27 protein-coding genes are annotated in these 26,726 nt (G+C 72.5%); 12 read left to right on the top strand and 15 right to left on the bottom strand.

The annotated features are described in order from the left end of the window. Nucleotides 1–124: 124 nt before the first annotated feature. Nucleotides 125–1,258 carry an NAD(P)-binding domain-containing protein gene (locus tag ABZ406_RS01625; protein ID WP_357755177.1) on the bottom strand — a complete coding sequence of 378 codons (1,134 nt, stop codon included), beginning with the start codon at nt 1,256–1,258 and terminating at the stop codon, nt 125–127. Nucleotides 1,259–1,307: 49 nt separating this feature from the next. Between ABZ406_RS01625 and ABZ406_RS01630 the strand changes: the two genes are divergently transcribed. Beyond that, nucleotides 1,308–2,024 carry an aquaporin gene (locus tag ABZ406_RS01630; protein WP_357755180.1) on the top strand — a complete coding sequence of 239 codons (717 nt, stop codon included), beginning with the start codon at nt 1,308–1,310 and terminating at the stop codon, nt 2,022–2,024. A 66-nt stretch (nt 2,025–2,090) separates the two neighbouring features. Then, the gene (gene dacB, locus ABZ406_RS01635; RefSeq protein ID WP_357755183.1) at nt 2,091–3,674 is read left to right on the top strand and encodes a D-alanyl-D-alanine carboxypeptidase/D-alanyl-D-alanine-endopeptidase; all 1,584 of its coding nucleotides are present in this window, start codon (nt 2,091–2,093) and stop codon (nt 3,672–3,674) included. Between the two features lie 45 nt (nt 3,675–3,719). On the opposite strand, the gene ABZ406_RS01640 is transcribed toward dacB, so the two are convergent. The 3 genes from ABZ406_RS01640 to ABZ406_RS01650 all read right to left on the bottom strand — a co-directional run bounded on the left by ABZ406_RS01640 (nt 3,720) and on the right by ABZ406_RS01650 (nt 5,900). Further along, nucleotides 3,720–4,049, bottom strand: coding sequence for a hypothetical protein (locus tag ABZ406_RS01640; protein WP_357755185.1), 330 nt, complete (start codon nt 4,047–4,049; stop codon nt 3,720–3,722). 117 nt (nt 4,050–4,166) lie between these two features. Next, nucleotides 4,167–5,036 (bottom strand): hypothetical protein, encoded by an 870-nt coding sequence (locus tag ABZ406_RS01645; protein WP_357755187.1) that lies wholly within the window; start codon nt 5,034–5,036, stop codon nt 4,167–4,169. A gap of 270 nt (nt 5,037–5,306) precedes the next feature. Then, nucleotides 5,307–5,900, bottom strand: a complete 594-nt coding sequence (locus ABZ406_RS01650; protein ID WP_357755190.1) for a pentapeptide repeat-containing protein — start codon at nt 5,898–5,900, stop codon at nt 5,307–5,309. Nucleotides 5,901–5,997: 97 nt separating this feature from the next. Here ABZ406_RS01650 and ABZ406_RS01655 point away from each other — a divergent pair, with 97 nt between their 5' ends. After that, on the top strand, nt 5,998–7,230 hold the full coding sequence (locus tag ABZ406_RS01655) for a serine hydrolase domain-containing protein (protein ID WP_357755192.1): 1,233 nt from the start codon (nt 5,998–6,000) through the stop codon (nt 7,228–7,230). A 14-nt stretch (nt 7,231–7,244) separates the two neighbouring features. On the opposite strand, the gene ABZ406_RS01660 is transcribed toward ABZ406_RS01655, so the two are convergent. After that, a complete protein-coding gene (locus tag ABZ406_RS01660) occupies nt 7,245–7,709 on the bottom strand; it encodes a PPOX class F420-dependent oxidoreductase (RefSeq protein WP_357755194.1) in 465 nt (154 codons plus the stop codon). A gap of 42 nt (nt 7,710–7,751) precedes the next feature. Further along, nucleotides 7,752–8,390 carry a hypothetical protein gene (locus tag ABZ406_RS01665; protein WP_357755197.1) on the bottom strand — a complete coding sequence of 213 codons (639 nt, stop codon included), beginning with the start codon at nt 8,388–8,390 and terminating at the stop codon, nt 7,752–7,754. Between the two features lie 304 nt (nt 8,391–8,694). Here ABZ406_RS01665 and ABZ406_RS01670 point away from each other — a divergent pair, with 304 nt between their 5' ends. Then, entirely contained in the window at nt 8,695–9,474 is a 780-nt protein-coding gene (locus ABZ406_RS01670; RefSeq protein WP_357755200.1) for a D-Ala-D-Ala carboxypeptidase family metallohydrolase, read from the top strand. Between the two features lie 103 nt (nt 9,475–9,577). Here ABZ406_RS01670 and ABZ406_RS01675 read toward each other — a convergent pair whose 3' ends face one another. The 4 genes from ABZ406_RS01675 to ABZ406_RS01690 all read right to left on the bottom strand — a co-directional run bounded on the left by ABZ406_RS01675 (nt 9,578) and on the right by ABZ406_RS01690 (nt 13,613). Continuing rightward, nucleotides 9,578–9,931: a hypothetical protein gene (locus ABZ406_RS01675; RefSeq protein ID WP_357755202.1), complete on the bottom strand. Its 354-nt coding sequence runs from the start codon at nt 9,929–9,931 to the stop codon at nt 9,578–9,580. Between the two features lie 145 nt (nt 9,932–10,076). Continuing rightward, nucleotides 10,077–11,453: a DUF234 domain-containing protein gene (locus ABZ406_RS01680; RefSeq protein ID WP_357755204.1), complete on the bottom strand. Its 1,377-nt coding sequence runs from the start codon at nt 11,451–11,453 to the stop codon at nt 10,077–10,079. A 145-nt stretch (nt 11,454–11,598) separates the two neighbouring features. Next, nucleotides 11,599–12,381 (bottom strand): response regulator transcription factor, encoded by a 783-nt coding sequence (locus tag ABZ406_RS01685; protein ID WP_357755467.1) that lies wholly within the window; start codon nt 12,379–12,381, stop codon nt 11,599–11,601. Continuing rightward, nucleotides 12,360–13,613, bottom strand: a complete 1,254-nt coding sequence (locus ABZ406_RS01690; protein WP_357755206.1) for a histidine kinase — start codon at nt 13,611–13,613, stop codon at nt 12,360–12,362. Before ABZ406_RS01690 ends, ABZ406_RS01685 begins: the two co-directional genes overlap by 22 nt. Before the next feature lie 133 nt (nt 13,614–13,746). On the opposite strand from ABZ406_RS01690, the gene ABZ406_RS01695 reads away from it, so the two are divergent. The 4 genes from ABZ406_RS01695 to ABZ406_RS01710 are packed head-to-tail and all read left to right on the top strand — an operon-like array spanning nt 13,747 to nt 16,776. Then, nucleotides 13,747–14,643, top strand: coding sequence for an ATP-binding cassette domain-containing protein (locus ABZ406_RS01695; protein ID WP_357755208.1), 897 nt, complete (start codon nt 13,747–13,749; stop codon nt 14,641–14,643). Beyond that, entirely contained in the window at nt 14,640–15,437 is a 798-nt protein-coding gene (locus ABZ406_RS01700) for an ABC transporter permease (RefSeq protein WP_357755211.1), read from the top strand. The genes ABZ406_RS01695 and ABZ406_RS01700 overlap by 4 nt, the downstream gene beginning before the upstream one ends. A gap of 2 nt (nt 15,438–15,439) precedes the next feature. After that, on the top strand, nt 15,440–16,183 hold the full coding sequence (locus tag ABZ406_RS01705; RefSeq protein WP_357755213.1) for a hypothetical protein: 744 nt from the start codon (nt 15,440–15,442) through the stop codon (nt 16,181–16,183). A 32-nt stretch (nt 16,184–16,215) separates the two neighbouring features. Continuing rightward, entirely contained in the window at nt 16,216–16,776 is a 561-nt protein-coding gene (locus ABZ406_RS01710) for a heme-binding protein (RefSeq protein WP_357755215.1), read from the top strand. Nucleotide 16,777: 1 nt separating this feature from the next. On the opposite strand, the gene ABZ406_RS01715 is transcribed toward ABZ406_RS01710, so the two are convergent. From ABZ406_RS01715 to ABZ406_RS01725, 3 genes are read right to left on the bottom strand one after another with little or no spacing between them, the layout of a single operon-like run. Further along, nucleotides 16,778–17,764: a hypothetical protein gene (locus tag ABZ406_RS01715; RefSeq protein ID WP_357755217.1), complete on the bottom strand. Its 987-nt coding sequence runs from the start codon at nt 17,762–17,764 to the stop codon at nt 16,778–16,780. Nucleotides 17,765–17,806: 42 nt separating this feature from the next. Then, entirely contained in the window at nt 17,807–20,233 is a 2,427-nt protein-coding gene (locus ABZ406_RS01720; protein WP_357755220.1) for an FtsX-like permease family protein, read from the bottom strand. After that, nucleotides 20,227–20,976, bottom strand: a complete 750-nt coding sequence (locus ABZ406_RS01725) for an ABC transporter ATP-binding protein (protein ID WP_357755223.1) — start codon at nt 20,974–20,976, stop codon at nt 20,227–20,229. The genes ABZ406_RS01720 and ABZ406_RS01725 overlap by 7 nt, the downstream gene beginning before the upstream one ends. Before the next feature lie 169 nt (nt 20,977–21,145). Between ABZ406_RS01725 and ABZ406_RS01730 the strand changes: the two genes are divergently transcribed. The 3 genes from ABZ406_RS01730 to ABZ406_RS01740 are packed head-to-tail and all read left to right on the top strand — an operon-like array spanning nt 21,146 to nt 23,537. Then, a complete protein-coding gene (locus tag ABZ406_RS01730) occupies nt 21,146–22,303 on the top strand; it encodes a sensor histidine kinase (RefSeq protein WP_357755226.1) in 1,158 nt (385 codons plus the stop codon). Further along, nucleotides 22,300–22,968, top strand: coding sequence for a response regulator transcription factor (locus tag ABZ406_RS01735; RefSeq protein ID WP_357755229.1), 669 nt, complete (start codon nt 22,300–22,302; stop codon nt 22,966–22,968). The genes ABZ406_RS01730 and ABZ406_RS01735 overlap by 4 nt, the downstream gene beginning before the upstream one ends. 29 nt (nt 22,969–22,997) lie before the next feature. Next, entirely contained in the window at nt 22,998–23,537 is a 540-nt protein-coding gene (locus tag ABZ406_RS01740; RefSeq protein ID WP_357755231.1) for a DUF1697 domain-containing protein, read from the top strand. Nucleotides 23,538–23,580: 43 nt separating this feature from the next. Here the strand turns inward: ABZ406_RS01740 and ABZ406_RS01745 are convergent, their stop codons facing one another. Further along, on the bottom strand, nt 23,581–24,558 hold the full coding sequence (locus ABZ406_RS01745) for an MBL fold metallo-hydrolase (RefSeq protein WP_357755233.1): 978 nt from the start codon (nt 24,556–24,558) through the stop codon (nt 23,581–23,583). Between the two features lie 154 nt (nt 24,559–24,712). Continuing rightward, a complete protein-coding gene (locus ABZ406_RS01750) occupies nt 24,713–25,621 on the bottom strand; it encodes a serine hydrolase (RefSeq protein WP_357755235.1) in 909 nt (302 codons plus the stop codon). A gap of 52 nt (nt 25,622–25,673) precedes the next feature. Between ABZ406_RS01750 and ABZ406_RS01755 the strand changes: the two genes are divergently transcribed. After that, complete coding sequence (locus tag ABZ406_RS01755) at nt 25,674–26,639, top strand: LysR family transcriptional regulator (protein ID WP_357755238.1); 966 nt, start codon at nt 25,674–25,676, stop codon at nt 26,637–26,639. Nucleotides 26,640–26,726: the final 87 nt, after the last annotated feature.

The raw sequence follows: 26,726 nt of genomic DNA on the forward strand, positions 1-26,726 counted from the left end.
ACGAGCACACCTGGGAGGCGACAGAGGGGCGAACGGTCATCGCCGTCGCATTGGATCAGGGCAGCTGACGGCCCCGTCTTCTCCACCGTGCCCGCTGGTCGACCATCCGTCAAATAGAGCCAGGTCAGTGGAGAGCGGCGGCCTCGGCCAGCCGGGCGCGAATCTCGTTGACCGCCGCGCGGCCGGCCCGGTTCGCCCCGATCGTGCTGGCCGACGGGCCGTACCCGACCAGGTGAACCCGGCCGTCGGCGACCACCCGGGTGCCGTCCATCGTGATACCGCCGCCCGGGGCACGCAGCCCCAGCGGGGCGAGATGGTCGATGGCCGCCCGGAATCCGGTGCACCAGAGGATCACGTCGGCCGGCACGAACCGCCCGTCCGTCCAGGCCACCCCGTCGGGCGTGATCCGGTCGAACATGGGTAGTCGGTCGAGGACGCCGCGCTCACGCAGTCGGCGTGTCTCGGGGGTGACCGGCAGCCCGGTCACGCCCACCACACTGCCCGGCGGTCGGCCGGCCCGGACCGCCTCGTCGACGGTGGCGACCGCGGCGCGGCCCAGTTCCGGGCCGAACTCCTCGGCGTTGAACGTCGGCGGCCGGCGGGTCACCCAGGTGGTGGCCGCCGCGACGGTGGAGATTTCGCCGAGCAGTTGCACGGCCGAGGTGCCGCCGCCGACCACCACCACCCGCAGACCCGTGAACTCGGCCGGACCCCGGTAGTCGGCGGTGTGCAGTTGCCGTCCCCGGAACACTGCCCGGCCCGGGTAGTGCGGCCAGAACGGCCGGGTCCAGGTGCCGGTGGCGTTGATCAGGGCCCGAGCGGTCCAGGTGCCCCGGTCGGTCTGCACATCCAGCCGACCGTCGGTGCGCGAGCGCACCGCCCGGACCCGCACCGGCCGCCGCACCGGCAGGTCGAAGGCCCTCTCGTTCGCGGCGAAGTAGGCGCGGACCTGGTCGGAGGCCGGGCGTTGCGGGTCGGTGGGCGGAAGCGCCAGCCCGGGGAGGTCGTGGAAACCGTGCACCCGGTCGAAGACGAGCGTCGGCCAGCGGTGTTGCCAGGCACCGCCGGGCCCGTTGTCGGCGTCGAGGATGACGAAGCCGTCACCGGGCGCGAAGCCGGTGCGGCGCAGGTGGTAGCCGGCGCTCAGGCCGGCCTGCCCGGCGCCGATCACCACGACGTCCGCGAAGTGGGTGTCCACGTGGGCTACAACGCCCGGGACGTCCCCGCTGTGCCCGTCCTCGACCGTCGCGCCGATCACAGACCGCCGTTTCGGCGTCGACCACCTGACCTGCACTTACGCTGAGTGAATGAGCGACTTCCGTCGGTACGCGGCAGAGTTCCTCGGCACCCTGCTGCTGGTGTTCTTCGGCGTGGGCAGTGCCATCGCCGCACGGGTCCAGGGCGGCGTGGTGGTGGTGGCACTCGCCTTCGGGTTCGTCATGGTGGCCCTCGTCTACACGATCGGTCCACTCTCCGGCAGCCACGTCAACCCCGCGGTGACGCTCGGCGTGCTGCTGTCCGGCAAGATCTCGCTGATCGGGGCGGTGGCCTACTGGATCGCGCAGTTCGTCGGGGCCACCGTCGCGGGCTTCGTGCTCTGGGCGTTGACCCGATGGGGTGACGTCGCGGACCAGACCGGGGCCCTGGGCACGAACGGGTACGGCGCGCACATCAACCGGGGCGGCGCCGCCGTGCTGGAAGTCATCCTGACCTTCCTTTTTGTGCTGGTGGTGCTGGTGGTGACCAGCCGGAGTGAGAATCCGGGCACCGCCGGGCTGGCCATCGGTCTGGCTCTGGCCGTGACCCAACTGGTGGGTGTGACGCTCACCGGTGCGGCGGTCAACCCGGCCCGCGCGTTCGGCCCGGCGGTCTTCGAGGGCGGTGTCGCCCTGCGGCAGCTCTGGGTGTTCATCGTGTTCCCGCTTCTCGGTGGGGCGCTTGCCGCACTTGTCGCACCGATGGTCATGGGTGCGCAGCGGCACTACTGGGGTGGTCACGAGAAGTCGGTCGGCGGGCCGAAATAACCCGGACGGCACTATCTTTCGACAGAGGCCCTTTTCCGGCGAATATCTCCGTGACAGCATCAGCGGATGCATCGTCGTCACTTCCCCCGGGCCCTCGCGCTGCTCGCGCTCGTTGCCACCGCGGCCACCGCCGGAGCGCCCGGTGCCACGGCCGAGTCGCCCACCCCCGCGACGACCCAACTGCGCGCCACCATCGACACGATCCTCGCCGACACCCGGCTGACCGGCGCGCAGGCGTCGGTGGTCGTTGTCGACACCAGCACGGGGCAGACGCTCTACGACCGCAACGGTGACCGCCGGCTGGTGCCGGCGTCCAACACCAAGCTGCTGACCTCGACGGCGGCCCTCGAACTGCTCGGCCCGGGCCACCGCTTCAGCACCGACGTCCGCACCAGCGGCACACGCCGAGCGGGTCTGCTCTCCGGCAACCTGTACCTGCGCGGCGGAGGCGACCCGACGATGCTCGCCGCCGACTACGACGCGCTCGCCGCGAAGGTCGCCGCCGCCGGCGTCCGGCTGGTAGCCGGAAACCTCGTCGCCGACGACACCCGCTACGACCGCACCCGACTCGGCCCCGACTGGACCTGGGACGACGAGCCCTACTACTACGCCGCCCAGGTTTCGGCGCTCACCGTCGCCCCGGACACCGACTACGACGCGGGCACGGTGATCGTGCGCGCCGCGCCGGCCGCCCGGGCCGGCGGCCGTCCGGTGGTCACCACCACCCCCGCCACCGGGTACGTCCGCGTCGAGAACCGCGCCCAGACGGTCAGCGGCGGCGAGACCTCGATCTCGATCGATCGTGAGCACGGCGGCAACACGGTGGTGGTGACCGGCCAGATCGCCGTCGGCGACGCGCCCGCCAGCGAGTGGGTGACCGTCTCGGAACCCACCGGCTACGCGGCCGACGTGTTCCGGGCCGCGCTGCACCGACACGGCGTTCTGGTGCGCGGCCGGACCGTGCTCGGTCAGCCCACCCCGGAGACGGCCCAACAGGTGGCACGCCACGACTCGATGAGCCTCGGTGAGCTGATGACACCGTTCCTCAAACTGTCCAACAACGGGCACGCCGAGGTGTTGACCAAGGAGATCGGCCGGGTGCTCTCCGGCTCGGGCACCTGGACGTCCGGCCTCACGGCGATCAGCGAGTACGTGGCCGACACGGGAATGGACACCGGAAAACTGCGGCAGCGTGACGGCTCGGGGTTGTCCCGGCGCAACCTGGTCCCGGCGGCGGAATTCGTCGACCTGCTGAGCGCCGTCCGCGCCGAACCGTGGTTCGCGACCTGGTACGCGGCGCTGCCGATCGCCGGCCAGCCCGAGCGGTTCGTCGGCGGCACCCTGCGCAGCCGGATGGCCAGCACCCCGGCCGCGGGCAACGTGCACGCCAAGACCGGCAGCCTGACCGGTGTCTCCGGGCTCTCCGGCTACGTCACGAGCGCCGACGGTCGACTGCTGGCGTTCTCCATCCTGCTCAACAACTACCTGACGGCGTCGGTGAAGCCACTGGAGGACCAGATCGCGGTGGCGCTCGCCGGTTTCCGCGAGGGTGCGACGTCGACGGCGAAGGTGGCCAGGCCGACGGTGCCGGAGACGCCGCGTACCCCGGAGGGCGTCGAGTGTTCCTGGGTCAAACCGATCACCTGCTGAGCGGCGGCCGGGAGGCGCACACGTGCCTCCCGGCCGGGCGAGCACTCAGGCCGGACGGTCCGGTGGGGGGACCACCGCCGTCGGGTCACCACGCTCGATGAGCGCGGCGATCTCAGCGGCCCGCAGCCCGCGCAGCGCCAACACCCGGGTGCCCCAGCGGTGCAGGCGGCACGGGTGCGGGCTGGCATCGTTGCGGCAGACGACACCCCCGGACCACCGCCGGGGGGCGTGCACGACCACCGCCCGTACGGCGAACTGGGTGTCCTCGCCCGTCACGTACGGCGGCAGGGGAATGTCGCGAAGAACCTCCCCGGACGCTTCACCGGTGCCGGACGGAGCGGCACGACGGACGCGGTGGGCGGTACTGCTACTCATCTCCGCTGCCTCCACACTGGATGGTCGGATGGGGACAGCAGAAAGTTACGACGCATTCGACGTTCCGCGACGGACAAACTGTCCCGCAGCTCACTGGCGCAGCGACCGGCCGGTCAGTCAGCGCACCGCCACGGCCTGAAGGCCGACGTTGCCGCAGTGCGGCGTGAACACCTTCTCGACCGTCCAGTTGAGCAGCAGTCGGGCACCCTTCGGCAGTGTGAAGCGGATGGTGAACTGGGCGCTCTGACTGGTGTAGGGGTCCTCCAGTCGAACGGTGCTGGCCGGCCCGCCGGTGGACAGCCGCGCCTCCAGCCGCCCCCGGGCCATCCAGATGCCGCCGTAGAGCTGGACGGTGCGCGGCTCACCGTTGCCGGCGACGGCGAGGCTGAACCCGTTTCCGGCACCGCAGGTGTAGACGCCGTTGGAGCTGCCGTTCGTCGACCGTTCCGGCGTGCCGTCGGACCAGCGCACGTACTCCTGGTTGCCGTCCCAGCCGACCCGCCGGCCGGTGCCACCGGCGTCGGTGATCTCGCCGGAGCCGGAGCGCTTGCGACTCGTCGACCTGCTGCCACGTTCGCCCCAGTGCACCCAGTCCCGGGTGCCCGCGACAGTGAGGTCGACGGCGGCGGGCATCTCCCCCCGGCTCACCGACAGCGTCGGCGCGCCAGGCTTGACCGGCGGCGGGGCGGGTTCACTCGCCGACGGCGTCGGTTCCGGCGAGGGTGGGCGCTGACGCGGGCGCAGGCCGGGCGTCGCCGGCCCGGCCTCGCCGGTGCGCCCGTCGGCAGCCGGGAGGCCAGGGGAACGGGCGGCCCCGGCGTACCGGCCATCCGGGCCGGACTGGCCGTCGTCCGGGTCCGAGCCCGAGCGGGTGCCGAGGTACGAGATCAACACCACCAGGCACGCGAGGACGGCGGCTCCCTCCACCGCCCAGCGTCGCCGCTGTCGGGCCCGGCGCAACACGCTGCGGGTCACCCTGGCGGTCATGGCAGGCGGACGGTGCCGGGGCGGCGCGTCGCCAGCCCTCGAACCAGCCCGCGCGCGGTCTTCGTCCGCCACCGACCCTCCACCTCCACCTCCCGGCCGTTCTGGACTGTCGCGGACCACACCGTCCACTGTGGGCCCTTTCACGTTTATCCGGGCGTGGACGACACGCTAGATCCGGACTGCCGGACGTGTCCAGCCCACAATGGGACGCTGTCGAACGGCTCGGCCCGCTCGAACGGACACTTCGGCAGACCACAGGTGCGTTTCGCGTCAACCGATCCGGAAGCCGAGCAACTGCGCGACGACCACTGCCTGCTCGACGTCGATGATCGCACCGGCCCGTTCGACGACCGTCGGGTCGAGCGCGGTGAGATCGCTGCCCCGCAGGTCGGCGCCGCCGAGGCGAACGTTCGTCAACTGCGCGCCGGAAAGATCGACACCAGTGACGGTAGCACCGGTGAGATTGGCCCGAGTGAGGTCCACCTCGCGCATCCGCACCCCGGTCAGCCGAACGCCGCGCAGGTCCGCACCGGGCAGCGCGGCGAAGGACCAGTCACCGCCGTCCACCGTCAACGGGCGGAGATCGCACTCGCTGAAGGTGCTGCCGACCAGCTTGCAGCCGGTGAACTCGGCCTCGAAGAAGTTGCACCGCCGGAAGACGCAACGGGTGAAGGCGGAGTCGACGTGTCGGGAGGCGTTGAACGCCACGTTGCCGAAGGTGCACCCGGTGAAGACCGCGCCTCGGCTCAGCGCCTCGGTCAGGTCCACCCGGAAGAACTCGCAACCCACGAAGTGCCGGTCGGTCAACTCCTCGCCGTACCAGTCCTCGTCGCGGAAGGTCACGTCCTCGGTCAATTCCGGCATCCGGCCAGGCTAGTGTGCGCCGCCGACAGCCGGCGGCCGACGTGGCAGGTGCCGGCCCCCTTCCGGTACCGGTTTACCGGCGGGTAGGTTCGGCGTCGTGAGCGTGGCTCGGACTCAAGACCCGGATCAGATCGGTTTCGACCCGGCGCGGCTGGCGCGGATCGACGAGCACCTAGGTCGCTACGTCGACGTGGGCCGGCTCGCCGGCTGGCAGGTGGTGGTCACCCGTCGTGGCGAGGTGGCGCACTCCTCGACGTACGGGCTGCGCGACCGGGAGTCGGGCGCACCGGTCGAGGCCGACACCCTCTGGCGGATCTACTCGATGACCAAGCCGGTCACCTCGGTCGCGGCGATGATGCTGTGGGAGGAGGGCCGGTTCGAGCTGACCGACGAGATCGGCCGCTGGCTGCCCGAGTTCGCCGACATGCGGGTCTACTCCAAGGGGTCGGCGCTCAATCCGTACACCGTGCCGGCGGTCGAGCCGATCCGGGTCTGGCACCTGCTCACCCACACGGCCGGGCTGACGTACGGCTTCATGCAGACCTCGGTGGTCGACGGGCTCTACCGGGCCGCCGGCTACGACCTGTACCCGCCGGCGGACGTCGACCTGGCTGGCGCCTGCGCGGCCTTCGGCGAGTTGCCGCTGTTGTTCCAGCCCGGCTCGGCGTGGGGCTACTCCGTCGCCACCGACGTGCTCGGCCGACTCGTCGAGGTGATCTCCGGGCAGAGTCTCGACGCGTTCTTCGCCGACCGGATCTTCGACCCGCTGGGCATGACCGACACCTGCTGGTGGGTGGAGGGCGACCGGGCCGACCGGCTCGCCGCGCTCTACGTCCCGGACCCGGGCAGCAGCCGGGCCGTCCGCCACGACACCCTCGGGTCGCTCGCGTTCAGCAAGCCGGCACTGCTCTCCGGAGGCGGCGGGCTGATCTCCAGCGCCGCCGACTACCACCGCTTCACGTCGCTGCTGTTGCGCGGCGGCGAGTTGGACGGCGTCCGGCTACTCGGGCCGCGCACTGTGCAGTTCATGACCCGCAACCACCTGCCGGGTGGTCAGGACCTGGGCGCCCTCTCCACCGGCGGCTTCGCCGAGAGCACCCTGGACGGGGTCGGCTTCGGCCTCGGCTTCGCTGTGGTCGACGACCCGGTTCCCAGTCGGGTGCCGAGCAGCGTCGGCGAGTACTACTGGGGCGGGGTGGCCAGCACCGCGTTCTGGGTCGACCCGGCCGAGGAGATCACCGCGCTGCTGTTCACGCAGCTGATGCCGTCCAGCACCTACCCGCTCCGCGCCCAGCTGCGCCGACTCGTCTACGCCGCACTTGTCGACTGAGAGCCGTCCGGCGCTCAGTCGGCGAGGCGGGCCGGGAAGCCGCCGGTGGCGATCGGACCCCAGGCGTCGATCGTGACCCGGATCAGCGACTTGCCCTGACGCACCATGGCCGCCCGGTAGTCGTCCCAGTCCGGGTGCTCGCCGGAGATGCTGCGGAAGTAATCCACGAGCGGCTCCAGCGCGTCGGGCAGGTCCAGCACCTCGGCGGTGCCGTCGACCTGCACCCAGGGGCCGTTCCAGTCGTCGCTGAGCACACAGGCCGAGACCCGGGGGTCGCGGCGGATGTTGCTCACCTTGGCCCGCTCGGGGTAGGTGGAGACGACGAGCCGCCCCTGCGCGTCGACCCCGGCGGAGACCGGTGAGGACTGCGGGCGCCCGTCCGCCCGGGTTGTCATCAGCAGGACGCGGTGCCGCGGCCGGACGAAGTCGAGCAGGCCGTCCCGGTCAACCCGGTTGTTCGTTGCGATGCTGCGTGCCATCCCCCGTTCCTACCAGGGCGCGGGCGCGACGGTGGCGGCGGGTCAGCGGGGTCGGGCCGCGGCGCGGTGCCCCACCTGGGTCGGCACCCGGGGCCGACCGGACGGACGCCAGGCCCGGCCGTTCGCGTAGATCACCCGGAAACCGAGGTACGACGCGAGCGGCGCCCAGTGGGCGGAGCCCATCCTCAGCTCGGCGGCATTGTGCCGCTGGCCGTTGGCGAGCACGTCGAGGAGGACGGTTTCGAAGGCCGCCGACTCGACCCAGTCGACCTCGCGGGTGAAGCCGCAGATCAGTGCGGCTCCGGTGACCTCCAGGAACTCGCGGAGCACCGCATCCGAGGCGCGCAGCACCGAGCAGCTGCCGAAGTAGAGTCGGCGTCCCTCGGCGCGGCCGGCCATCAGCTCAGCCACCTCGTTCAACTCCACCGACTGCCAGTCGGTGAGGCAGAGCCGGCTCGGCTCGCCGTGCATGGCGAAGAAGCCGACCCGGTGGTCGGCGTACTGCTTGAGCAGCCAACGGTCCAGGAAGTAGAACAACTCGTCCCGGGTGGCCGCGTCCTTGTGGATGAAGCGGATCTTGCCCAGCCGCTCCAGCAGCTCCAGGGTGGGCAGCACCGAGCCCCGCTCGTTGAGGTCACGGTGCCACTGACCCTCGACACAGAAGACGCCACCGCGTGCCACGTGCACCTCCGCCAGTCCACCGCTCGCGGCTGACGTTACCGGCCGCTCTCATCGCGGGAACATCACCCTCAGTGTGGGAGATTGCGACGTTCGGTGTGCTTGCCCGCAGAAGGGGTGATCGGCGGGAAATGGCTGTTTCGCAAATCAGCCGAATTCCCAGGGAACACCCAGCGGCAGCGGATTGTGAGCACGATTCTCGTTAACTGCCTCCAACCGCACCGATCAGTGCGAGGGTGGAAATCACGGGACTTGTCGGTCGATGTCCCGGAGCCACCCCATTCGCTCTCCTATCGGGAGGACTTCAGTGCGCGTAAACACCTTGAAGCGTGCCGCCGTCGCATTCGCCCTGGCCCTGCCCGGGGCCGCGATCGCGACGGTGATCGCCGCACCGGCGGCGTACGCGGACGGCTGTTACACCTGGAACCGCACCCTGAGCCAGGGCCGCTCCGGCGACGACGTCCGCCAGTTGCAGATCCGGGTCGCCGGCTGGGCCGGCAACCGGGACATCGTGGAGAACGACGGCCGCTACGGGCCGAAGACCGCCGCCGCGGTCAAGCGGTTCCAGCAGGCCTACGGGCTGCGCGCCGACGGCATCGCCGGCCCACAGACCTTCGCCAAGCTGTACCAGCTCCAGGACAACGACTGCACGCCCGCGCACTTCACCTACGGCGAACTGGACAACGGGTGCGGCGGGAGCGGGTGGAGCGGCGGCCCGCTGTCGGCGTCACAGACCAAGCAGAACGCGCTGCGCACCATGTGGAAGCTGGAGGCCCTGCGCAAGAGCCTCGGTGACAAGCCACTCAACGTGTCCAGTGGCTTCCGCAGTCGCGCCTGCAACAACCAGGTCGGCGGTGCGTCCGACAGCCAACACCTCTACGGCAACGCCGCCGACGTGACCTCACGGACGTCATCGCTGTGCCAGGTGGCCCGCAACGCCCGGAGCAACGGTTTCAGCGGGATCTACGGGCCGGGCTATCCCGACCACGACGACCACGTTCACGTCGACTCGCGTCGAGAGAACAACAGCGACAGCAGCTCGAACACGACGAGCTGGTCCGCACCGGACTGCGGCGTCGGCAACTGAACAGCACGCCGAGAGCGACGTCGGTCCGACGCGGAGGGGGGAATCCCCGCGTCGGGCCGACGTCGTGTCGCCCCGGGTCTGGCGGGCGGAGGGGACAGCGCGCTCAGCTCGCCCGGGGCCAGCGCGGCGCGGTGACGGGGGGAGTCACCGACCGGCCAGCAGCGGTGGGGCGTACCCCCTGGGGAACGGCCCGCGCGGCCTGTTGCCGCGACGGCCCGGTGGCCGTGAACGGGAACGGCACGTGCACGAACGGATTTCCGTGCCGGATCAACGCCTCGATCTGGCGTTCGTTGAGCCCGTGTGTCTCCAACACCCGTCGCCCCCACCGGTGCAGCCGGCACGGGTAGGAGGCGCCGTCGTTGCGGCACAGCGGCCCGGTGGGCCACTCCTCGGCGGTGTGCACCACCACCGCCCGGACCGCGAGCCGAACATCCTCCGGGGTCAACGATGCCGGCATCGGCACCTCACCCAGTACCTGATCGATGGGATCCGTCGACTGCTCACCAACTCGCACGGCAGGCCTCCCGCAGTTCGGCAGCGGTACGGCGGACCTACCGCACCGACATCCTCGGCCATGGGTACGGCGGACACCTGACGAAAGTTCAATTCCGGTACGCGGTAAGGAGATCGTCTGCCGACAACACCCGGATGCCGTCCACCGCAGTGCCGCTGCGGGACACGGCGACGAACGGCACCGACTCGTCGGCACCGGGGAGCCGGGATCGGTGCAGGAGCAGACGGCCCAGGTCATGCGCGTCGAAGGGCCGGCTCTCCTGCCACTTGACCGATCCGACGAAACTGATCCGCTGAGCGACGGGTGCACGGTCGGCGCCGACGATGTCGATCTCCGGGTCGTTGGTCCGGGTCCAGTAGCCGCCGATCGTCGCCGCCTCCGCCGGCAACTGGTCACCGGGCAGCCGGCGCAGCGCTTCCCGGACGACAGGCTCGATGGCCCGCCCTCGCCAGGACGCCCACGACCGGCCGATCCGGTCCCGGGTCAGGTCACCCCTGCCCCGCTCGATCTCGGATAGATACGGCCCCAGGAACGACAGCCAGAACCGCAGGTACGGGTCAGCCACCGCGTACCGGGATTCCCGCGAGGGCTTGGTCGACAGCGGAACGGTGACCTCCACTGCCCGTTTCTGGGTCAGCAGGCGCAGGGCACGGTTCAGAGACGCCTGCGGAAGATCCCCCGCCGCGCGGGAGATCAGCGAGAAGGTCCGCTCTCCCGAGCCGATGGCCCGCAGCACCAGACCTGCCTGGGACTGGGGCGGAAACTCCGCCGCCAGCGCCCGCTCGCCGCTCACCAGCAGGGCGGAGGTCGGATCCCGTACCGCGTCGGTCAGGTAGTCGTGGACGGATGCGCCGGTCGGCCACTCGTCGAGGATCAGCGGCAGCCCGCCGGACACCAGGTAGGCGTCGAACGCGTCGGCGGCGGACAGGCCGAGCATGTCGCTGACGTCGGCCGGGCTCAAGGGCGGAATGACCATCTCGGTGGCCCGCTGGTGGAACGGCCGGCCGTAGTCGTTGAGGGCTTCCATCATGGCCAGGTCCGATCCGACGCAGATCAGGAGGACCGGCCGCCGGGACAACTCACGGTCGAAGACCTTCTGCAACGTTCCCTCGAAGCCCGGGTCGCCAGCGACGAGGTACGGCATCTCGTCCAGGACGACGACGCTCGGCCGGTCGGTCGGCAGCGCGGCGGCGAGCAGGGTCAGCGCGGCGTCCCAGGTACGTGGCTGCTGCTCGCGGAGGATCTGCGCGCCGGGCAGCGTCGACGCGGCTGCCTCCTCCACGAAGAGGGCGAGTTCGGCTGCGACGGTCGGCTGCGCGGAGGCGGTGAAGAAGAGGTGCGGCACCCCGGCACGCTCCACGAACTCCTCGACCAGTCGGGATTTTCCTACCCGTCGGCGACCTCGCATCAGGAGGGCGCGCCCAGGCCGCCCGGCACGGCCACCCCGTTGCACCCGAGAGAGCATGCCGCCCAGGAGATGGAGCTCATGGTCCCGTCCGACAAAGCCGTCCACGATCACTCCTGACACAACCAACGGTGGAACAACCAAAAATGAGTGTAACCTCATCCGATTTGATGTGCTCGACCATGTGGCATGGCGAAACCGCCCGTCAGACGAGGCCGGCGTCGTGCACGAGCAGGGCGACCTGGACCCGGTTGTTCAGTTCCAACCGGGTCAGCAACCGCGAGACGTACGCCTTCACCGTCGCCACACTCATGAACAACTCCCCAGCGATCTCCGCGTTGGTCTGGCCCCGCCCCAGCGCGACCGCCACCTGCCGCTCCCGCTCACTGAGCCCGCTGAGCAGCCGCAAGGCGCGTTCCCGGCGCGGGTCGGGGCCGACCGGGCCGGGAGCGGCGGCGGTCACGTGGGCGATGAGCGTCCGGGTCACCGTCGGCGAGAGCGTCGCCTCACCGGCGGCCACCCGCCGCACCGCGCGCACGATCTCCGCCGGTGGCGTGTCCTTGAGCAGGAACCCGGCCGCCCCGGCGCGCAGCGCCCGCAGCACCTGCTCGTCGGCGTCGAAGGTGGTCAGCACCAGCACCTCCGGCGGGTGCGGCTGGGCCCGCAGCGCCTCGGTGGCGGTCAGCCCGTCGACCCGGGGCATCCGGATGTCCATCAGCACCACGTCCGGGGCGTACGCGGCGACGGCCGCCGGCACCTCGCCACCGTCGGCCGCCTCGCCGACCACTGTCAGGTCGGGCAGACCGCCGAGGATCATGGAGAGCCCGGCCCGGACCAACGCGTCGTCGTCCACGATCAGCACCCGCACCGGCGGCGCGGCCGCCCCGGACCCGGCCGCGCCGAACGTGCCCGCCCCGCCAGCAGACCCCGCCACGCCGGAAGGCCCGGCAGCCCCGGCCGGCCCCGTCACGCCGGCCACGGCAGCCAGGCGGCCAGCCGGAAGTCACCGCTGTCGTCCCGACCGTAGGCGAGCCGCCCGCCGGCCAGGGTCACCCGTTCGCTGATGCCGACCAGGCCGGTGCCCGCACCCGGCAGTGTGTCGCCGGCCGGTGCGCCGACCGGCCACCGGTTGCCGATCGCCACCGTCAGCCCGGCGCCCGGCCCGCCGGCCACGTCGACAGTGACGGCCGCGCCGGCCGCGTGCTTGCGGGCGTTGGTGAGCCCCTCCTGCACGATCCGGTACGCGGCCCGGCCCAGCGCCGCCGGCACCTCCCCCGGGTCGGTGACGCTGTCGCTGACGTTCACCCGCACCCCGGCCGCCCGCGACTCGGCGATCAGGGCGGGCAGGTCACCGAGGGTGGGCTGGGGCGGCTCGGGGGCGTCGCCGGCACCGTCGTCCTCGGCCCGGAGCACTCCGATCACCTCCCGCAGGTCCTGCAGGGCGGCGTGTGCGCTGCCCCGGATCACCCCGGCGGCTCGGGCCACCTCGTCGGCCGGCGCGTCCGGGCGGAACTCCAGCGCACCCGCGTGCAGGCTGAGCAGCGAGATCCGGTGGGCCAGCACGTCGTGCATCTCCCGGGCGATCCGGGTGCGTTCGAGGTGGCGGGCCTGGGTGACCCGCAGTTGCTGCTCGGCCTCGGCCCGCTCGGCGCGCTCGCGCAGCGACACGATCAACTGTCGGCGGGCCCGGACGAACATCCCCCAGGCCAGCACGCCAAAGCTGATCACCACACCCCACGACACGGTGGCCCAGTACGGCCAGTTCGGGTCCGGGCGCGCCCAACTGAAGACCAGGTTGGTGACGAGACCGGCACCGGTGACCGCGATCGCCACCGCGGTTCGTCGGTGCACCACCACAGTGAAGTAGAAGATCAACAGCGGGACGGCGGCGGCCAGCGAGAACAGGGTCAGCGGTGTCGTCGCCACCACCAACCCGAGTGGCCATCGGCGGCGCCACCAGAGCAGCCCGCAGCAGACCAGGCCGATCAGGGCGTCCGCGCCGCTCATCCAGTCGTGCGGGAGCGGGGCGGCCATCGCCGGGTCGGGTGAGAGGGCGTCGGCTGTGGCGAACAGCACCCAGAACAAGGAGACCAGGAACGCGAGGCTGTCCACCACCCAGTCGCGGGTGGTGCGGCGGGGGTGCGCCCGGTCACGCTCCGCCGGCACCACCAGCTCCCCTGGCAGCAGCCAGGGATGCTCCGGGACGGCGAGGCTGGTCACGGCACCCATGCTAGGCAGCCGACGGGCGACACGACCAGCTACCAAAGTCGAGATCCGATGATCGACCAAGGTCGACGCGGCACCGACCGGTGGCCGCAGCGGATGGCCGGGCGGCGCGGGCACGCTCAACCACATGATCACCGTGGAGAACCTCACCAAGCGATACGGGCCACACCCCGCCGTGGACGACGTGTCGTTCCAGTGCGAGCCGGGCACCGTCACCGGCTTCCTCGGCCCCAACGGCGCCGGCAAGTCGACCACCATGCGCATGATCTGCGGGCTCACCGCACCGACCGCCGGTCGCGCCACCGTCTCCGGGCACCCGTACCGGGAACTACCCAACCCGGGGCGGGAGGTCGGGGTGCTGCTGGACGCCTCCGCCCAGCACGCCGGGCGCACCGGCCGCGAGGCGTTGACGCTGTCCGCGTACACCATGGGTCTGGACCGGCGCGAGGTCGCCGCGAAGCTCGACCTGGTCGGGTTGAACGCGGTGGCCGCGAAGCGTCGGGTCCGGGCGTACTCGTTGGGCATGCGTCAGCGGCTCGGGCTGGCGCACGCGCTGCTCGGCGACCCCCGGGTGCTGATCCTCGACGAGCCGGCCAACGGCCTGGACCCGGAGGGGATCTTCTGGATGCGCGGCCTGCTGCGCGACTTCGCCGACCGGGGCGGCACCGTGCTGCTCTCCTCCCACCTGCTGCGGGAGGTGGAGGCGGTCGCGGACCGGCTGGTGGTGATCGGGGGCGGCCGGATCGTGGCCCAGGGCGACAAGAACGAGCTGCTGGCCGGCGGCGGCACAGTCGTCCGGGCCCGCGACGACGCGGCGCTGCGTCGGGCGCTGGACGCGGCCGACCTGACCGCCGCCGACAGCTCGGAGGGGCTGCTCGTGCAGGCCGACGCCGAGGCGGTCGGCCAGGCCGCCGCCGATGCCGGCGTCGCGCTGGCCGAGCTGCGCCCCGCCAACGGCGGTGGCCTCGAACAACTCTTCCTCACCCTGACCGCCGGAGAGTCGACCAAGGAGGCCGTCCGATGACCACCACCACCACGCCCGCCGCCGGAGCCGTCGCGCCCCGGCACCAGGCACCGGTACGCCGACCGTCGCTGCTCCGCCTCGGCACCGTCGAGGTACGCAAGCTCGTCGACACCCGGGCCGGTCGCTGGCTGCTGATCACCATCGGCCTCGCCACCGCGGCGATCGTCACACTGCAACTGATCTACGCCGAGGACGCCGACCAGACCTTCCTCACCTTCTTCGTGCCCTCGCTGCTGCCGGTGTCGGTGCTGCTACCGGTGTTGGGCATCCTGTCGATCACCAGTGAGTGGTCGCAGCGCACCGCCCTCACCACGTACGCCCTGGTGCCCCGCCGGGAGCGGGTGGTGGCCGCCAAACTGGTCGCCGTGACGCTCACCGCGCTCGCCTCGGTGCTTGCCAGTCTCGCCGTCGCGGCCGTCGGCACGCTCGTGGCGTCCGCCACCGGCGGTGCGGGCACCTGGCAGTTCGACTGGTCGCTGGTGCTGAACGCGGCTGTCCTCCAGGTCACCAGCGTGTTGATGGGCGCGGCCTTCGGTCTGCTGCTGCTCAACCCGCCGCTGGCGATCGTCGGCTACCTGCTGCTGCCCACCCTGTGGGGTGTGCTCGGCGAGATGGTCAAGCCGCTGCGCGGGCCGTCCGAGTGGCTGGACACCAGCAAGACGATGGAACCGTTGTTCAGCAGCGACGCCGTCACCGGCGGGCAGTGGGGGCGGATCGCGGTGTCCCTGCTGGTCTGGATGGTCCTCCCGTTGGCCGCCGGGCTGTTCCGGACGCTGCGCCGCGAGGTGTCCTGACCATGGACGTGTCCGCCTACCGTCCGCGCACAGTGGTCAGCGGCGGCCCGCTGGAGCTGGTCGTCCTGTGGGGTGGCTTTCCGCTGCTGGGTGCGGGCGCGGGATGGCTGCTCGCGGCGGCGACCGGCTGGCTCGCCCGGCTGCCCTGGGTGCCGTTCGGCGACCTGGTCGAGTGGCTGGACCGGCTGCCCGAACCGCAGGCCACCCTCGGCACGGTCGGGGTGGGTGTGCTGGCCGGGCTGGTCATCGCCGGGATCGGCACCGCCGAACGGCTGATCGTCACCGTCGACGCGGCGCAGGTCCAGCTTCGCCGCGCCGACGACAACCGCACCATCGCCCGGGTCGACGCCCGGGTGGTCTTCCTCGCCGACAAGCATCTGGTCCTGCTCGACGCCGACGGCGCGGAACTCGTCCGGGAGTCGACTGACCTGTCGGCCGCGCACCTGGCGGCGGCGTTCCGGGCGCACGGCTGGGGTTGGGCGGACGGCGACCCGCACCTGTCGGCGTACCGGCTGTGGGTTCCGGACCTGCCCGGGTTGCCGGCCGGGGCGGACGCGTTGCTGCGCGCCCGGGAACGCGCGATCCAACGGGACCGCCGCGACGACGCCCGGGAGTTGCGCCGCGAGCTGGGTCGCGTCGGGGTGGTGCTGCGCGACGAGGGCGGACGGCAGTACTGGCGGTTGACCACAGGGGCCGTCGGGCCGGAGCGGCCGACTTCGGCCGAGCGCGAGGCGGACGGGCGGTAGCGTCTGACCCAGCAGACCCTGGGAGCCGTGCCATGACCGAACAGCAGCCGTACCGGGTGGTGTCCCGACACCCCGGCTTCGAGCTGCGTCGGTACCCCTCCCACCTGGTGGCCGAGATGCAGATCCAGGCGTCGTTCACCCGGGCGCCGCTGGAGGCGTTCCGGCCGCTGGCCGCGTACCTCGGTGGCGCCAATCGGGCCCGGCACCCGATCGGCTCCGCCGCGCCGGCGACAGCGGCGGCCGGCTCGGAGAAGATCGCCATGACGGTGCCGGTCGTGCAGATCGAGGGTGAGTGGCCGGGCGCGTACCTGATCCAGTTCGTCATGCCGGCCACCGTCACCACCGCCACGGTGCCCGAGCCGGTGGACGCCCGGGTCCGGGTCCGCGAGGTTCCGGCACGCCTGGCGGCGGCGATGCGGTTCTCCGGGCGGTGGACGGAGCAGGCGTTCAGCCAGCGGGCCACCATGCTCGGCCGGTCGGTGACAGCGGCCGGCCTGCAACCGACAGGAGCCATCCGGTACGCGCGTTTCGACCCGCCGTGGAAGCCGTGGTTCCTGCGCCGCAACGAGGTAGTGCTGCCCGTCGTCGAGTGAGTTACCTGAGCTGTCGACGGTCCTCGACCCTCGGGCGCGCCAGCAGCACCGCCATTCCGAGCCCGGACAGCAGCCCGGCCAGGGAGAGCAGCAGATCGGAGTCGGCGGCGTTGATCGGGCTGTTGCCGGCGAGCGAGGTGAACGCCGCGCCGATCGGCAGCATCATCATCATGGTGATGCCGGTGGCCACCACGAACACCAGCGGGCCCACCAACGCGGTGAGAGCGGCCAGGGCGTGGTGCCGCCAGATCGGGCGGCCGTCCGGCCAGTCCCAGGACAGCAGGGTGACCCCGGTGAGCAGCGCCGCCCCGAGGGCGGCCTCCGGCAGGAGTCGCTCGCCGGGCGCGGCGACGCGGACCAGCCCGACGCCGAGCACCGCCGCCCCGGTGAGACCGGCCGCCAGCCCGACCCGGGCCCTGGTCCGCGCCGGAGCCGCCGCCAACGCGGCACCGACAGCCAGGGCCACCAGCAGCACCCCGGTGGCCAGGGCGCCCTGGTTCAGCTCCGGCTCCCGGTCGGTCGGCGACTCGATGCCGGCCGCCACGAGCGTCAACACCCCGGCCACGCAGGCCGCGCCGGTCAGCACCCGGCGGTCGGCCGCCGACTGATTGCCACGCTCCCACCAGAGCAGAACCGCCGCGACCACACCGAGCACGGCGTAGCCGGCGACGGCGAGCCGCACCGTCGCGCCGACGCCGATCAGGTCGGCCCGGTCGATCGCCACGTCGGCGGCGATCCAGCAGCCGCCCAGCACCACCGCCGGGCCGCTCCACCGCACCTGCCCCCGCCCGGCCAGCACCAACCCGAGCGGCACCGCCATGATCGCCATGAACCGCAGGTCGCGCGCCCAGTAGGCGTTGTTGCCCGGCAGGTGCTCCGACCACGGCCCGAGCGGCTCGGTGAGCGGTTGCCAGGTGGTCATGCCGTACGCCCACAGCGCGACTGCGACGGCGGAGAGGAGCAGCCCGGCCGGGCGCGCGAATCGCATCCCTGGACGGTAGCGGCCCAAACGCCCGAGCGGGGGGCACTGTCATCCGACGAGGCCGACAGGTGATCGGGCGGGACGGTGACGCAGCACCCGCCATGTCGGCACCACACTGGACAACACCGCCAGCAGCAGGCACAACCCCACCACCCCGGCGACCACCGGCCACGGCACGACCAGGTCGACGGGGGCGCCGACCTGCTCGGCGAGGCCGGCGCTGATGCTGAGCAGACCGACGAACGCGACGGCCCCACCCAGCAGCGCGCCGATCAGCACCACCAGGGCGGACTCCGCCGTGACCAGCCAGACGACCTGCCGTCGGGTCGCCCCGGCCAGCCGGATCAGCCGCAGGTCGGCGGCGCGGCCGGCGGATGCCAGCAGCAGCGTGTTGGCCACCGCGATGGCCCCGTAGCCGGCGGACACCCCGATCAGCAGCAGTGTGAAGAGCCAGACGAGGCGATCCTCGGCGGCGTCCGCCTCGGCCGCCCAGCCCGGGACGTCGAGGATCCGCGCGCCGACCGGTGGATCGATCCGGTCGGTGACGTACACGGTGGACGTCAGCGCCGACGGGTCGTGCGCGCGTACCACCGCCCGGGGCACCAGCAGGTCGCCGGGGATCGACGTGTCGGTGACCACGGCGACGACGCGCAACGACACCGACGTCCCGTCGGCGAAGACCACCGGGTACGGCTCGGACGGCAGCCGGTTCGCCGAGGCGGTGACCACCACCGAGTCGCCCTTCAGGTCGTCCAGTGCGCCGGCGACGACGGTGAGCACCCGGTTCGCGGCGGCGAAGCCCTCCGGATCCACGCCGAGCGCTGTCATCGGCCGGTCCGGTGGAGACGTCCCGGGATCGGTGCGGTAGACGGTGGTCGGCAGGAGCGCGGTGCCACCGGTCGCGGCGACGGCCCGGTCGGACAGGCCGGGCGCACGGTCCGGCACGATGATCCAGCCGGCGTTCACGGTGTCCGCCCGACCTGCCGCGTACGCGGCGGTGGTGGTGCGCACCATCCCGGACACCAGCACCGCGAAGGCGACGGTGAGCAGGACCGGCGCGGCGATGGCGGCGGTCCGTCGGGTCGCTGTCGACGCCGCGCCGCGGACCAGCATCCCGATCGCGCCACCGGGTCGACGCACCGGGAAACGCAGCAGCCACACCAGCGGCCCGACCACCACCGGCGCGAGCACCGTGGTGCCGGCCACCAGCGCCATCACCGCGTAGAGCGCGTACTGCGCTCCCACCCGTGCCTCGTCGGCGGTCGCCGTGCCCAGGCTGAGCGCGGCCCCCACCGCGAGGAGCAGCACCCCGGTGCCGGCGCGCAGCCGCCCGATCGGTCGCTGTTCCACCGCGGCGTCCCGTAACGCCTCCAACGGGCGGACCCGCGCCGCCCGGCGGGAGGCCGACCAGACGGCCAGCAACGCGATCACCGGCCCGGCGGCGAGCGAGACGGCGATCGGCCAGAGTTCGTAGCGGACCCGGAAGGTCGACGGTTCGTAGCCGACGTCGACGAGCAGCCGACCCAGCAACGGGGCGAGCGCCGCGCCCACCAGCAGACCGACGAGCCCCGCCGAGGCGCCGACGGCGAGGGCCTCCCCGTACACCATGCGGCGGACCTGACGCCCGGTTGCGCCGACGGCGCGGAGCAGGCCCAACTCACGGCGGCGCTGCGCGACGGTGAACGCGAAGGTCGAGGCGACCACGAACACCGTGACGAAGCCGGCCAGGGCCGCCGTGGCGGTGAGCACCTGCATGCCGATCCACCTGGTGCGGGCGTCGCCGCGCGGTTCCAGCGCACCACGGGCGTCACCGGTCAGCACCCGCCCGTCGTCGCCGACGACTCCGCGAGCCGCCGTGGCGACCCGCTCGGGATCTGCGCCCGGCGTGAGCACCAACCCGACGGCCCGCACACCGGGCGCGAGTGCCGCGGCGACCTCGTCCGCGACATGGACGCCGGGCCCGTCGACCAGACCGGTGACGGTGTACGGCTCCGGGCCCACAGCGGTCAGCACTGTGACCGGCGCGCCGGCGCGCAGCCCGAGCGCCCGGTCGACGACCACCTCGCCGGGGCGGCGGGGCGGCTCACCGGCCGTGAGACGCAGCCCACCCAGTTGAGCGCTGGCCCAGCCGTGCCCCTGGTAGGAGTCCTCCCGCCCGGTGTCGGCGGCCGAGGGCCGGCCGTCGACGAGCGGCTGCGCGTAGAAGCTCCGGTCCGGGACCGCCTTCGCGACGCCCGGCAGACCGGCCAGCCTGCCGGCGAGGTCCGCCGCCACGCTGGCGGACCAGGGCCGGCTCGGCACGAACTGGTCCGCGGACGCGCCAGCCTCGGGGCTCTGCACCACGACCGCCGCCCGCGCCAGCCGGTCCGGCACCTGCGGACGCCCGGACGCGAGCAGCACTGTGGCCGCCGCGACGAGCGTGACCCCGATGGCGACGGCCGCCAATGCGCTCGCCGACCGCCGGACGCTCAGCACGAGGACTCCACGACGGTTTCCCGCGCGGCGATCCGGGCCGCGACGGCGGCGGCGGTGATCGGGCCGGTCAGGTCGTCGACGACCCGGCCGTCGGCCAGCAGGAGGACCCGATCGGCGTACGCGGCGGCGGCCGGATCGTGGGTCACCATCACCACGGTCTGCCCGTGGTCGTCGACGAGCGCCCGCAGCAGCCGGAGCACCTGCCGGGAGGACGCGCTGTCCAACGCCCCGGTGGGTTCGTCGGCGAAGACCACCGCCGGACGGGTGAGCAACGCTCGGGCCACCGCGACGCGCTGCTGCTCCCCGCCGGACAGCTCACTCGGCCGGTGCCCGGCCCGGTCGGCGAGCCCGACGGCGTCCAGGGCGGCGGCGACGTCCCCGGCCGGCGTACGCCGACGGGCCAGGCGCGACGGCAACTCGACGTTCTGCGCGGCGGTCAGCGTGGACACGAGGTTGAACGCCTGGAACACGAAGCCGATCCGGTCCCGTCGCAGCCGGGTCAGCTCGTCCTCACCGAGGTCGTCGAGGCTGGTGCCGTCGATCGTGACGACCCCCTCGGTCGGGCGGTCCAGCCCCGCCGCGCAGTGCAGCAGCGTCGACTTACCGGAGCCCGAGGGGCCCATCACCGCCGTGAACGTGCCGCTGGCGAAGCCAGTGGTCACGCCGTCGAGCGCCGTCACCCGCCGGGTTCCGGTGCCGTACACCGCGCGCAACCCCGTCACTGTCACCGTGTCTGTGGTCATGACCGTTACGCTGCCGAACACGGCGGGTACGGCGCGTCGGGCCGGAGCGGGCTCTTTGCGGTCCTCCCCCGGGTGGAGTCGACGACCCGCACACGCCGGTACGTCGTCCTGCGGGATGACCGCCCGCAGGCGGACGCGGCCGACCCGGCCGCCCGTTACCGTTCGACGGATGACCGCTCTCCTGCTGACCCGACGGATGCGGCCGGTGGACCTGTACCGGGTGGATGCTCTGCTGGCGGTGGCCGTCGGTGGCCTGCTCTGCCCGTACGCGGCGCTGGAGTCGCCGCTGCACGGCGGCGTACGGGAGCCGCTCTGGGTGTCGGTGCTGGTCGGGATGACCCTCGGGTTGCCGTTGGCGGTCCGGCGACGGTGGCCGATGGCGGTGGCCGTCGTGATCAGCTTCATCGCCGCCGTCGCCCTGATCACCGGGGTGATACCCAACTTCGCGGCCGCCGCGCCGGCGTTCGCCATCGGCCTGTCCTTCTACACGGTGGCCGTGGCGACGCCCACCCGCCGGTCGATGCTCTGCGCCGCCGGGTGTCTCGCGCTGGTCAGCGTCGGCCTGGTGCTGACAGCGGGTGACCTCTGGTCGCGTACCGGCGGTGTCGTCTACGCCGCCGTCATGGTTGCGCCGGCCTGGGTGATCGGTTGGCTGATCCGGGAACGACGCGCCCTCGCCACCCGGCAGAGCGACCAGTTGGTCCTCCAGGCCGCCACCGAGGAGCGGTTGCGGGTGGCGCGTGAGCTGCACGACGTGGTCGCGCACACGCTGAGCCTCATCGTGGTGAAGGCGGCAGTGGCCAACCACGTCGCCGAGGCTGATCCCCGCGAGGCGGGCGCCGCGCTCCGGGTCATCGAGCAGACGGGCCGCACCGCGCTCACCGACGTCCGGCGGGTGCTCGGCGTGCTGCGGCAGGACAGCCCGTACGCGCCGACGCCCGGGCTGGACGAGTTGCCGGCCCTCGCCCGGCAGGCGGCCATCGGCGGCGTGGAGGTGCAGCTCGACGTGCGGCGGGACGAGCCGGCCGGCACGGTGCCGGAGTCGGTGGGCCTCGCGGCGTACCGGATCGTGCAGGAGGCGGTGACGAACGTGGTGAAACACGCGGCACCGGCGGCCTGCCGGGCCACTGTGACGGTGCTGCCCGACGAGGTTCGGGTGGAGGTGACCGACGACGGTGAGCGACCGGTGGTGATCGGCGGGGAGGGGCACGGGTTGATCGGCATGCGGGAGCGGGTGGCGTTGCACGGCGGGGAGTTCCGCGCCGGCCCACGGTCCGGCGGTGGCTTCGCGGTGACGGCCAGCCTGCCCTACCGGGTGACCGCGTGATCCGGGTGCTGATCGCCGACGACCAGGCGTTGCTGCGCGGCAGTTTCCGGCTGCTCGTCGACCTCAGCCCGGACTGCACGACGGTCGGGGAGGCGGGCACCGGCGTGCAGGCCGTCGAGTTGACCGAGCAGCACCGGCCGGACGTGGTGCTGATGGACGTCCGGATGCCGGAGATGGACGGCATCGAGGCGACCCGGCGGATCTGCGCCGACCCGGCGACCGCCGACACGCGGGTCATCATCCTGACCACGTTCGACCTGGACGAGTACGTCTACGGGGCGCTGCGCGCCGGAGCGAGCGGATTTTTGCTCAAGGACACCCCACCGGCGGACCTGCTGACCGGGATCCGGGTGGTCGCCGCCGGGGAGGGGCTGCTCGCGCCGACGGTGACCCGCCGGCTGATCGACGAGTTCGCCCGGCAGCCGGAGCCGACCCGACCGCTGCCCCGGCGGCTCGACGGGGTGACCGATCGGGAACGGGAGGTGCTCGCGCTGATCGCCAGGGGCCTGTCCAACACGGAGTTGGCCGCGCACCTCAACCTCAGTCAGGCCACCGTCAAGACGCACGTCGGGCGGCTGCTGTCCAAGCTGGCGGTACGCGACCGGGCACAACTGGTCATCGTCGCGTACGAGACGGGCCTGGTGGGGCCGGGCAGCCTACGCTGAGCCGGTCGACCCGCACCCGAGGAGGAGCCATGACCAGGTACGTTGCCCTGCTGCGCGGGGTGAACGTCGGCGCCACCCGGCTGGCGATGGCCGACCTGCGCCGGATCGTCAGCGACCTCGGGCACGAGGACGTCACGACGTACCTGCAGAGCGGCAACGTGGCCTTCAGCAGTTCGGTGCGCGACGCGGAGGCGTTGGCCGCCGGGATCGGGCGGGCGCTCACCGACGAGTTGGCGTTGACGGTGCCGGTGTTGGTGCGCAGCGGTCGGGAGTTGGCGGCGGTCGCCGGCGGCAACCCGTACGCCGACCGGGAGGACGACCCGACGCGACTGCTGGTGGCCTTCCTCGCCACCGCACCGAAGACGTCCCTTGTGGACGCGCTGGCCGTGCCCGGCGCCGAGAACGTGTCGTTCACGGTGACCGGCCGGGAGGTGTTCCTGCACTACGTCGACGGCGGTTACGGGCGGTCGAAGTTCACCAACGCGTACCTGGAGAAGAAGCTCGGCGTGGCGGCCACCTCCCGCAACTGGAAGTCGGTGCGGGCCCTGGCGGAGATGACCGCCTCCTGACCTCGGGTGGGGGTCGCGGCTCGGCGACCCCCACCGACGCCGCTCAGAAGTGGTAGGCAGTCTCGTACTCGGGCACCAGCACCCGGCTGCGCGGCGAGATCCGGCGCACCGCCGCGATCATCTCGTTGAGCCGGGTGCGGTCGGTCGGGGCGACCGGCGGCGGGTTCCGCAACGCCGTCTCGAAGTTGTCGTAGTGCACCGGCACCACGACCTTCGGGTAGTCGAGACCGGCCAGCAGCCGGGGCAGGTAGTCGCCCGTGGTGGTGGCGTTCTGCATGGCCACCATCGCCACGTCGGGCGCGAGGCCGGTGAGGTTCCGTTCGGCGACGTCGCTGGCCCCGGTGAAGTAGACCGACGGGCCGCCGTCGACCCGCAGCAGGTAGCCCAGCGTGTCGCCCTCCGGCAGGTCCGCGATGGTGGCCGGCCGCGGGGGCGGGCTGACCCGCACCCCGGGAAAGGCCACCGAGTACGACGGGTTGCGGCTGTGCAGCGAGCCGACGACCTCGACGCTGTGGTCGCCGAAGTCGAGCACCTCCCCACCCTTCACGGCGCTGAGCTGCGTCGACGGCAGCCCGTAGGCCAACCCGAGGTGGTACGCGGTAAGGGTGCCGAACACCCTTGCGCCGGTGCGCCCGGCGATGTACGGCACGTCCATGAAGTGGTCCCAGTGGGTGTGCGTGACGAGCACTGTCGTGGCTCTGTCGACGCGCGGATCGATCACGTCGGTGCGCACCGTCAACGGGGTGTCCGTCCGGAACGGGCCGGCGAAGAGCCCGGTGTCGATCCGGCTGAGGTACGGGTCGACGAGAACGGTGCGGTCGCCGATGTCGACGCGCCAGCCGGCGGTACCCCACCAGCGGAAGCTGACCGCCTGTCTGCGGCGAGTGGTCGGCGTGGGGGCGGTGGCCGAGGGTGCGGCCTGGGCCGGGGTGGCGACTCCGGCGGCGAGGCCACCGGCGGAGACCACTGCGGTGGTGGCGGCGGCGTCGCGCAGGAAGCGCCGGCGGTCGAGACTGGGCATGCGGATCTGCTCCCCGTGGTCGGGCGATGTGTCGACCACGACCCAACCAGCGGAAACGGGGCCCGGTCCAAGATCAAGGGCGGTGGGCTTCGATACGCCAACGGATATCGGACCGGGTCACCGGGGGTGCGGAAGCGCTCTGGGGTACGCGAAATCAGTTGCCGCGCAGCGCCTCGACGGCAGTACGGGCGGCCTCCCCCATGGCCAGGTCCACGTCGATGCGGCGGGGGGTGAGCTGTTCGGCGCGGGCGAAGACGGCTATCGCGTATCGGCCGCCGTCGGGGTACTCGGCGACACCGGCCTCCAGGTGGAACCCGGGCAGGGTGCCGGTCTTTCCGGCGACCCGGACGCCGGGAGGGAAACCGGCTGCCAGCCGGGTCCAGAAGATCTGCTGTGCCATCCAGGTGCGCACCATCGCGCAGGCCGCCGCCGGCCCGGCCTCGTCCCGCCAGATCAGCGTGAGCAGTCGGGTGATGTCCCGGGCGGTGCTGGACGTGGTGTGCGCGGGGTCGAAGACCCGCATGGCCCGGACCCGGTCCACCGGCAGCGTGGGAAAGATCCGGGCGAACTCCGCCTCGGTCCGGGCGCCCACGTCGGCGAGCATCATCTCGACAAGTTCCCGAGGACCACCGAGGACGCGGGTACGGGTCAACCCCAGCTCGACGGCGAGCATCGGCAGCAGGTCCGGGCCGACCCGGCGCAGCAGCAGGTCGGCTGCCGTGTTGTCGGTGACCGACATGGCGAAGTACGCGAGGTCGCGCAGCGACACCTCGGCGTCGTCGGTGCAACCGGCCAGACCCCACCCGCCGAGCCGGTCGGCGGCGGTGACCAGCACCCGTTCGGTCGGGTCCAGCTGACCTGCCTCGACCTGCCTGGCGAACTCCACCACCAGCAGGATCTTGAAGATCGAGGCGATCACCACCTGCTCGTCGGCCCGCACCCCGACCTCGCGTCCGCCGCCTCCCTCGGCGGTCAGGTCGACGGCGTCCAGGTCCACGACGTGCAGGCTCGCCGTCACCCCGACGGCGGCGAAGATGGCAGCGATCCGTTCCTCCACGTCCACCCCAGCACGCTATCCAGGGCCACCGTGTCGGCGCTGGCGTAGGGTCCCGGCCGTGGACCTGCTCCGGCATCTGCGGCACTTCGTGGTGGTCGCACACGAACTGCACTTCGGGCGGGCCGCGGAGCTGCTCGGGATGGCCCAGCCGCCGCTGAGCCAGTCGATCCAACGGCTGGAACGGGAACTGACAGTCGAGCTGTTCGACAGGTCCCGCCGCCAGGTACGCCTCACGACCGCCGGTGAACTGCTGCTCGGCGAGGCGGAGGAACTGCTCGCCGGTGAGGGTCGACTCCGCAGCCTGATGGGCCAGATCCGCGCCGGTGAGCTGGGCGTGCTCCGGGCCGGGGTGCCACCGGAGACGCCCGCCGTGACGTTGCGCTCGCTGCTGGACGGGCTCACCACCCGGGCGCCCGGCCTGGACGTCGAACTGCACGAGCTGACCACAGCCGAGCAGGTGCGGATGCTCGGCGAGCGGACCCTGGACGTGGGGCTCGTGCACCACCCGGTGGCGGCGGACGGGCTGCGGTTCGGCGCCCCGGTCGACGTACCCCTGGGGGTGCTGCTGCCGCGGACCTCGCCGCTGGCCCGCGGCCGCGAGGTGGGGCTCGCGTCGTTGGCCGGTCTGGATCTGGTGGCCGCGCCCCGCGCCACCGCCCCCGGCTGGCACGACCACCTGCTGACGGTGTGCCGACAGCACGGTTGGCGGCCGGGCAGGGTGCGCCCGGCCCGCAACCCGGAGTTCCTGTGCGGGCTGGTGCTGGCCGGGGGTGGCGTGGCGGTGGAACCGGCGGCGGTGGCCCGCCGGGAGCCCCGGATGGCCTGGCGGCCGATCACCGACGCGCCGCTGACCAGGCGCACCTCGGCGGCCTGGCCGGACCGGTCGGCGCACCCGGCGGCGGCGATGTTCGGTCAACTCGCCGCGGAGGTGCTGGCCGAGGCCGAGCCCACGGTGCCCGTGCCGCCGGCGACGTCGGTGCCGGCGGCGCGGCCGTGGCCGGTGCTGTTCGACACGACCGGGTGAATCGGTCCGACGTTGCGCTCGTCACCCCGCGTCGTGCGGTGATTCGGCGGGTTGCCCGGGTATGGAGGACACGCAACGAAGACGACG

This window comes from Micromonospora sp. NPDC005710 (assembly GCF_040630995.1).
In the GTDB taxonomy this organism is placed as follows: domain Bacteria; phylum Actinomycetota; class Actinomycetes; order Mycobacteriales; family Micromonosporaceae; genus Micromonospora.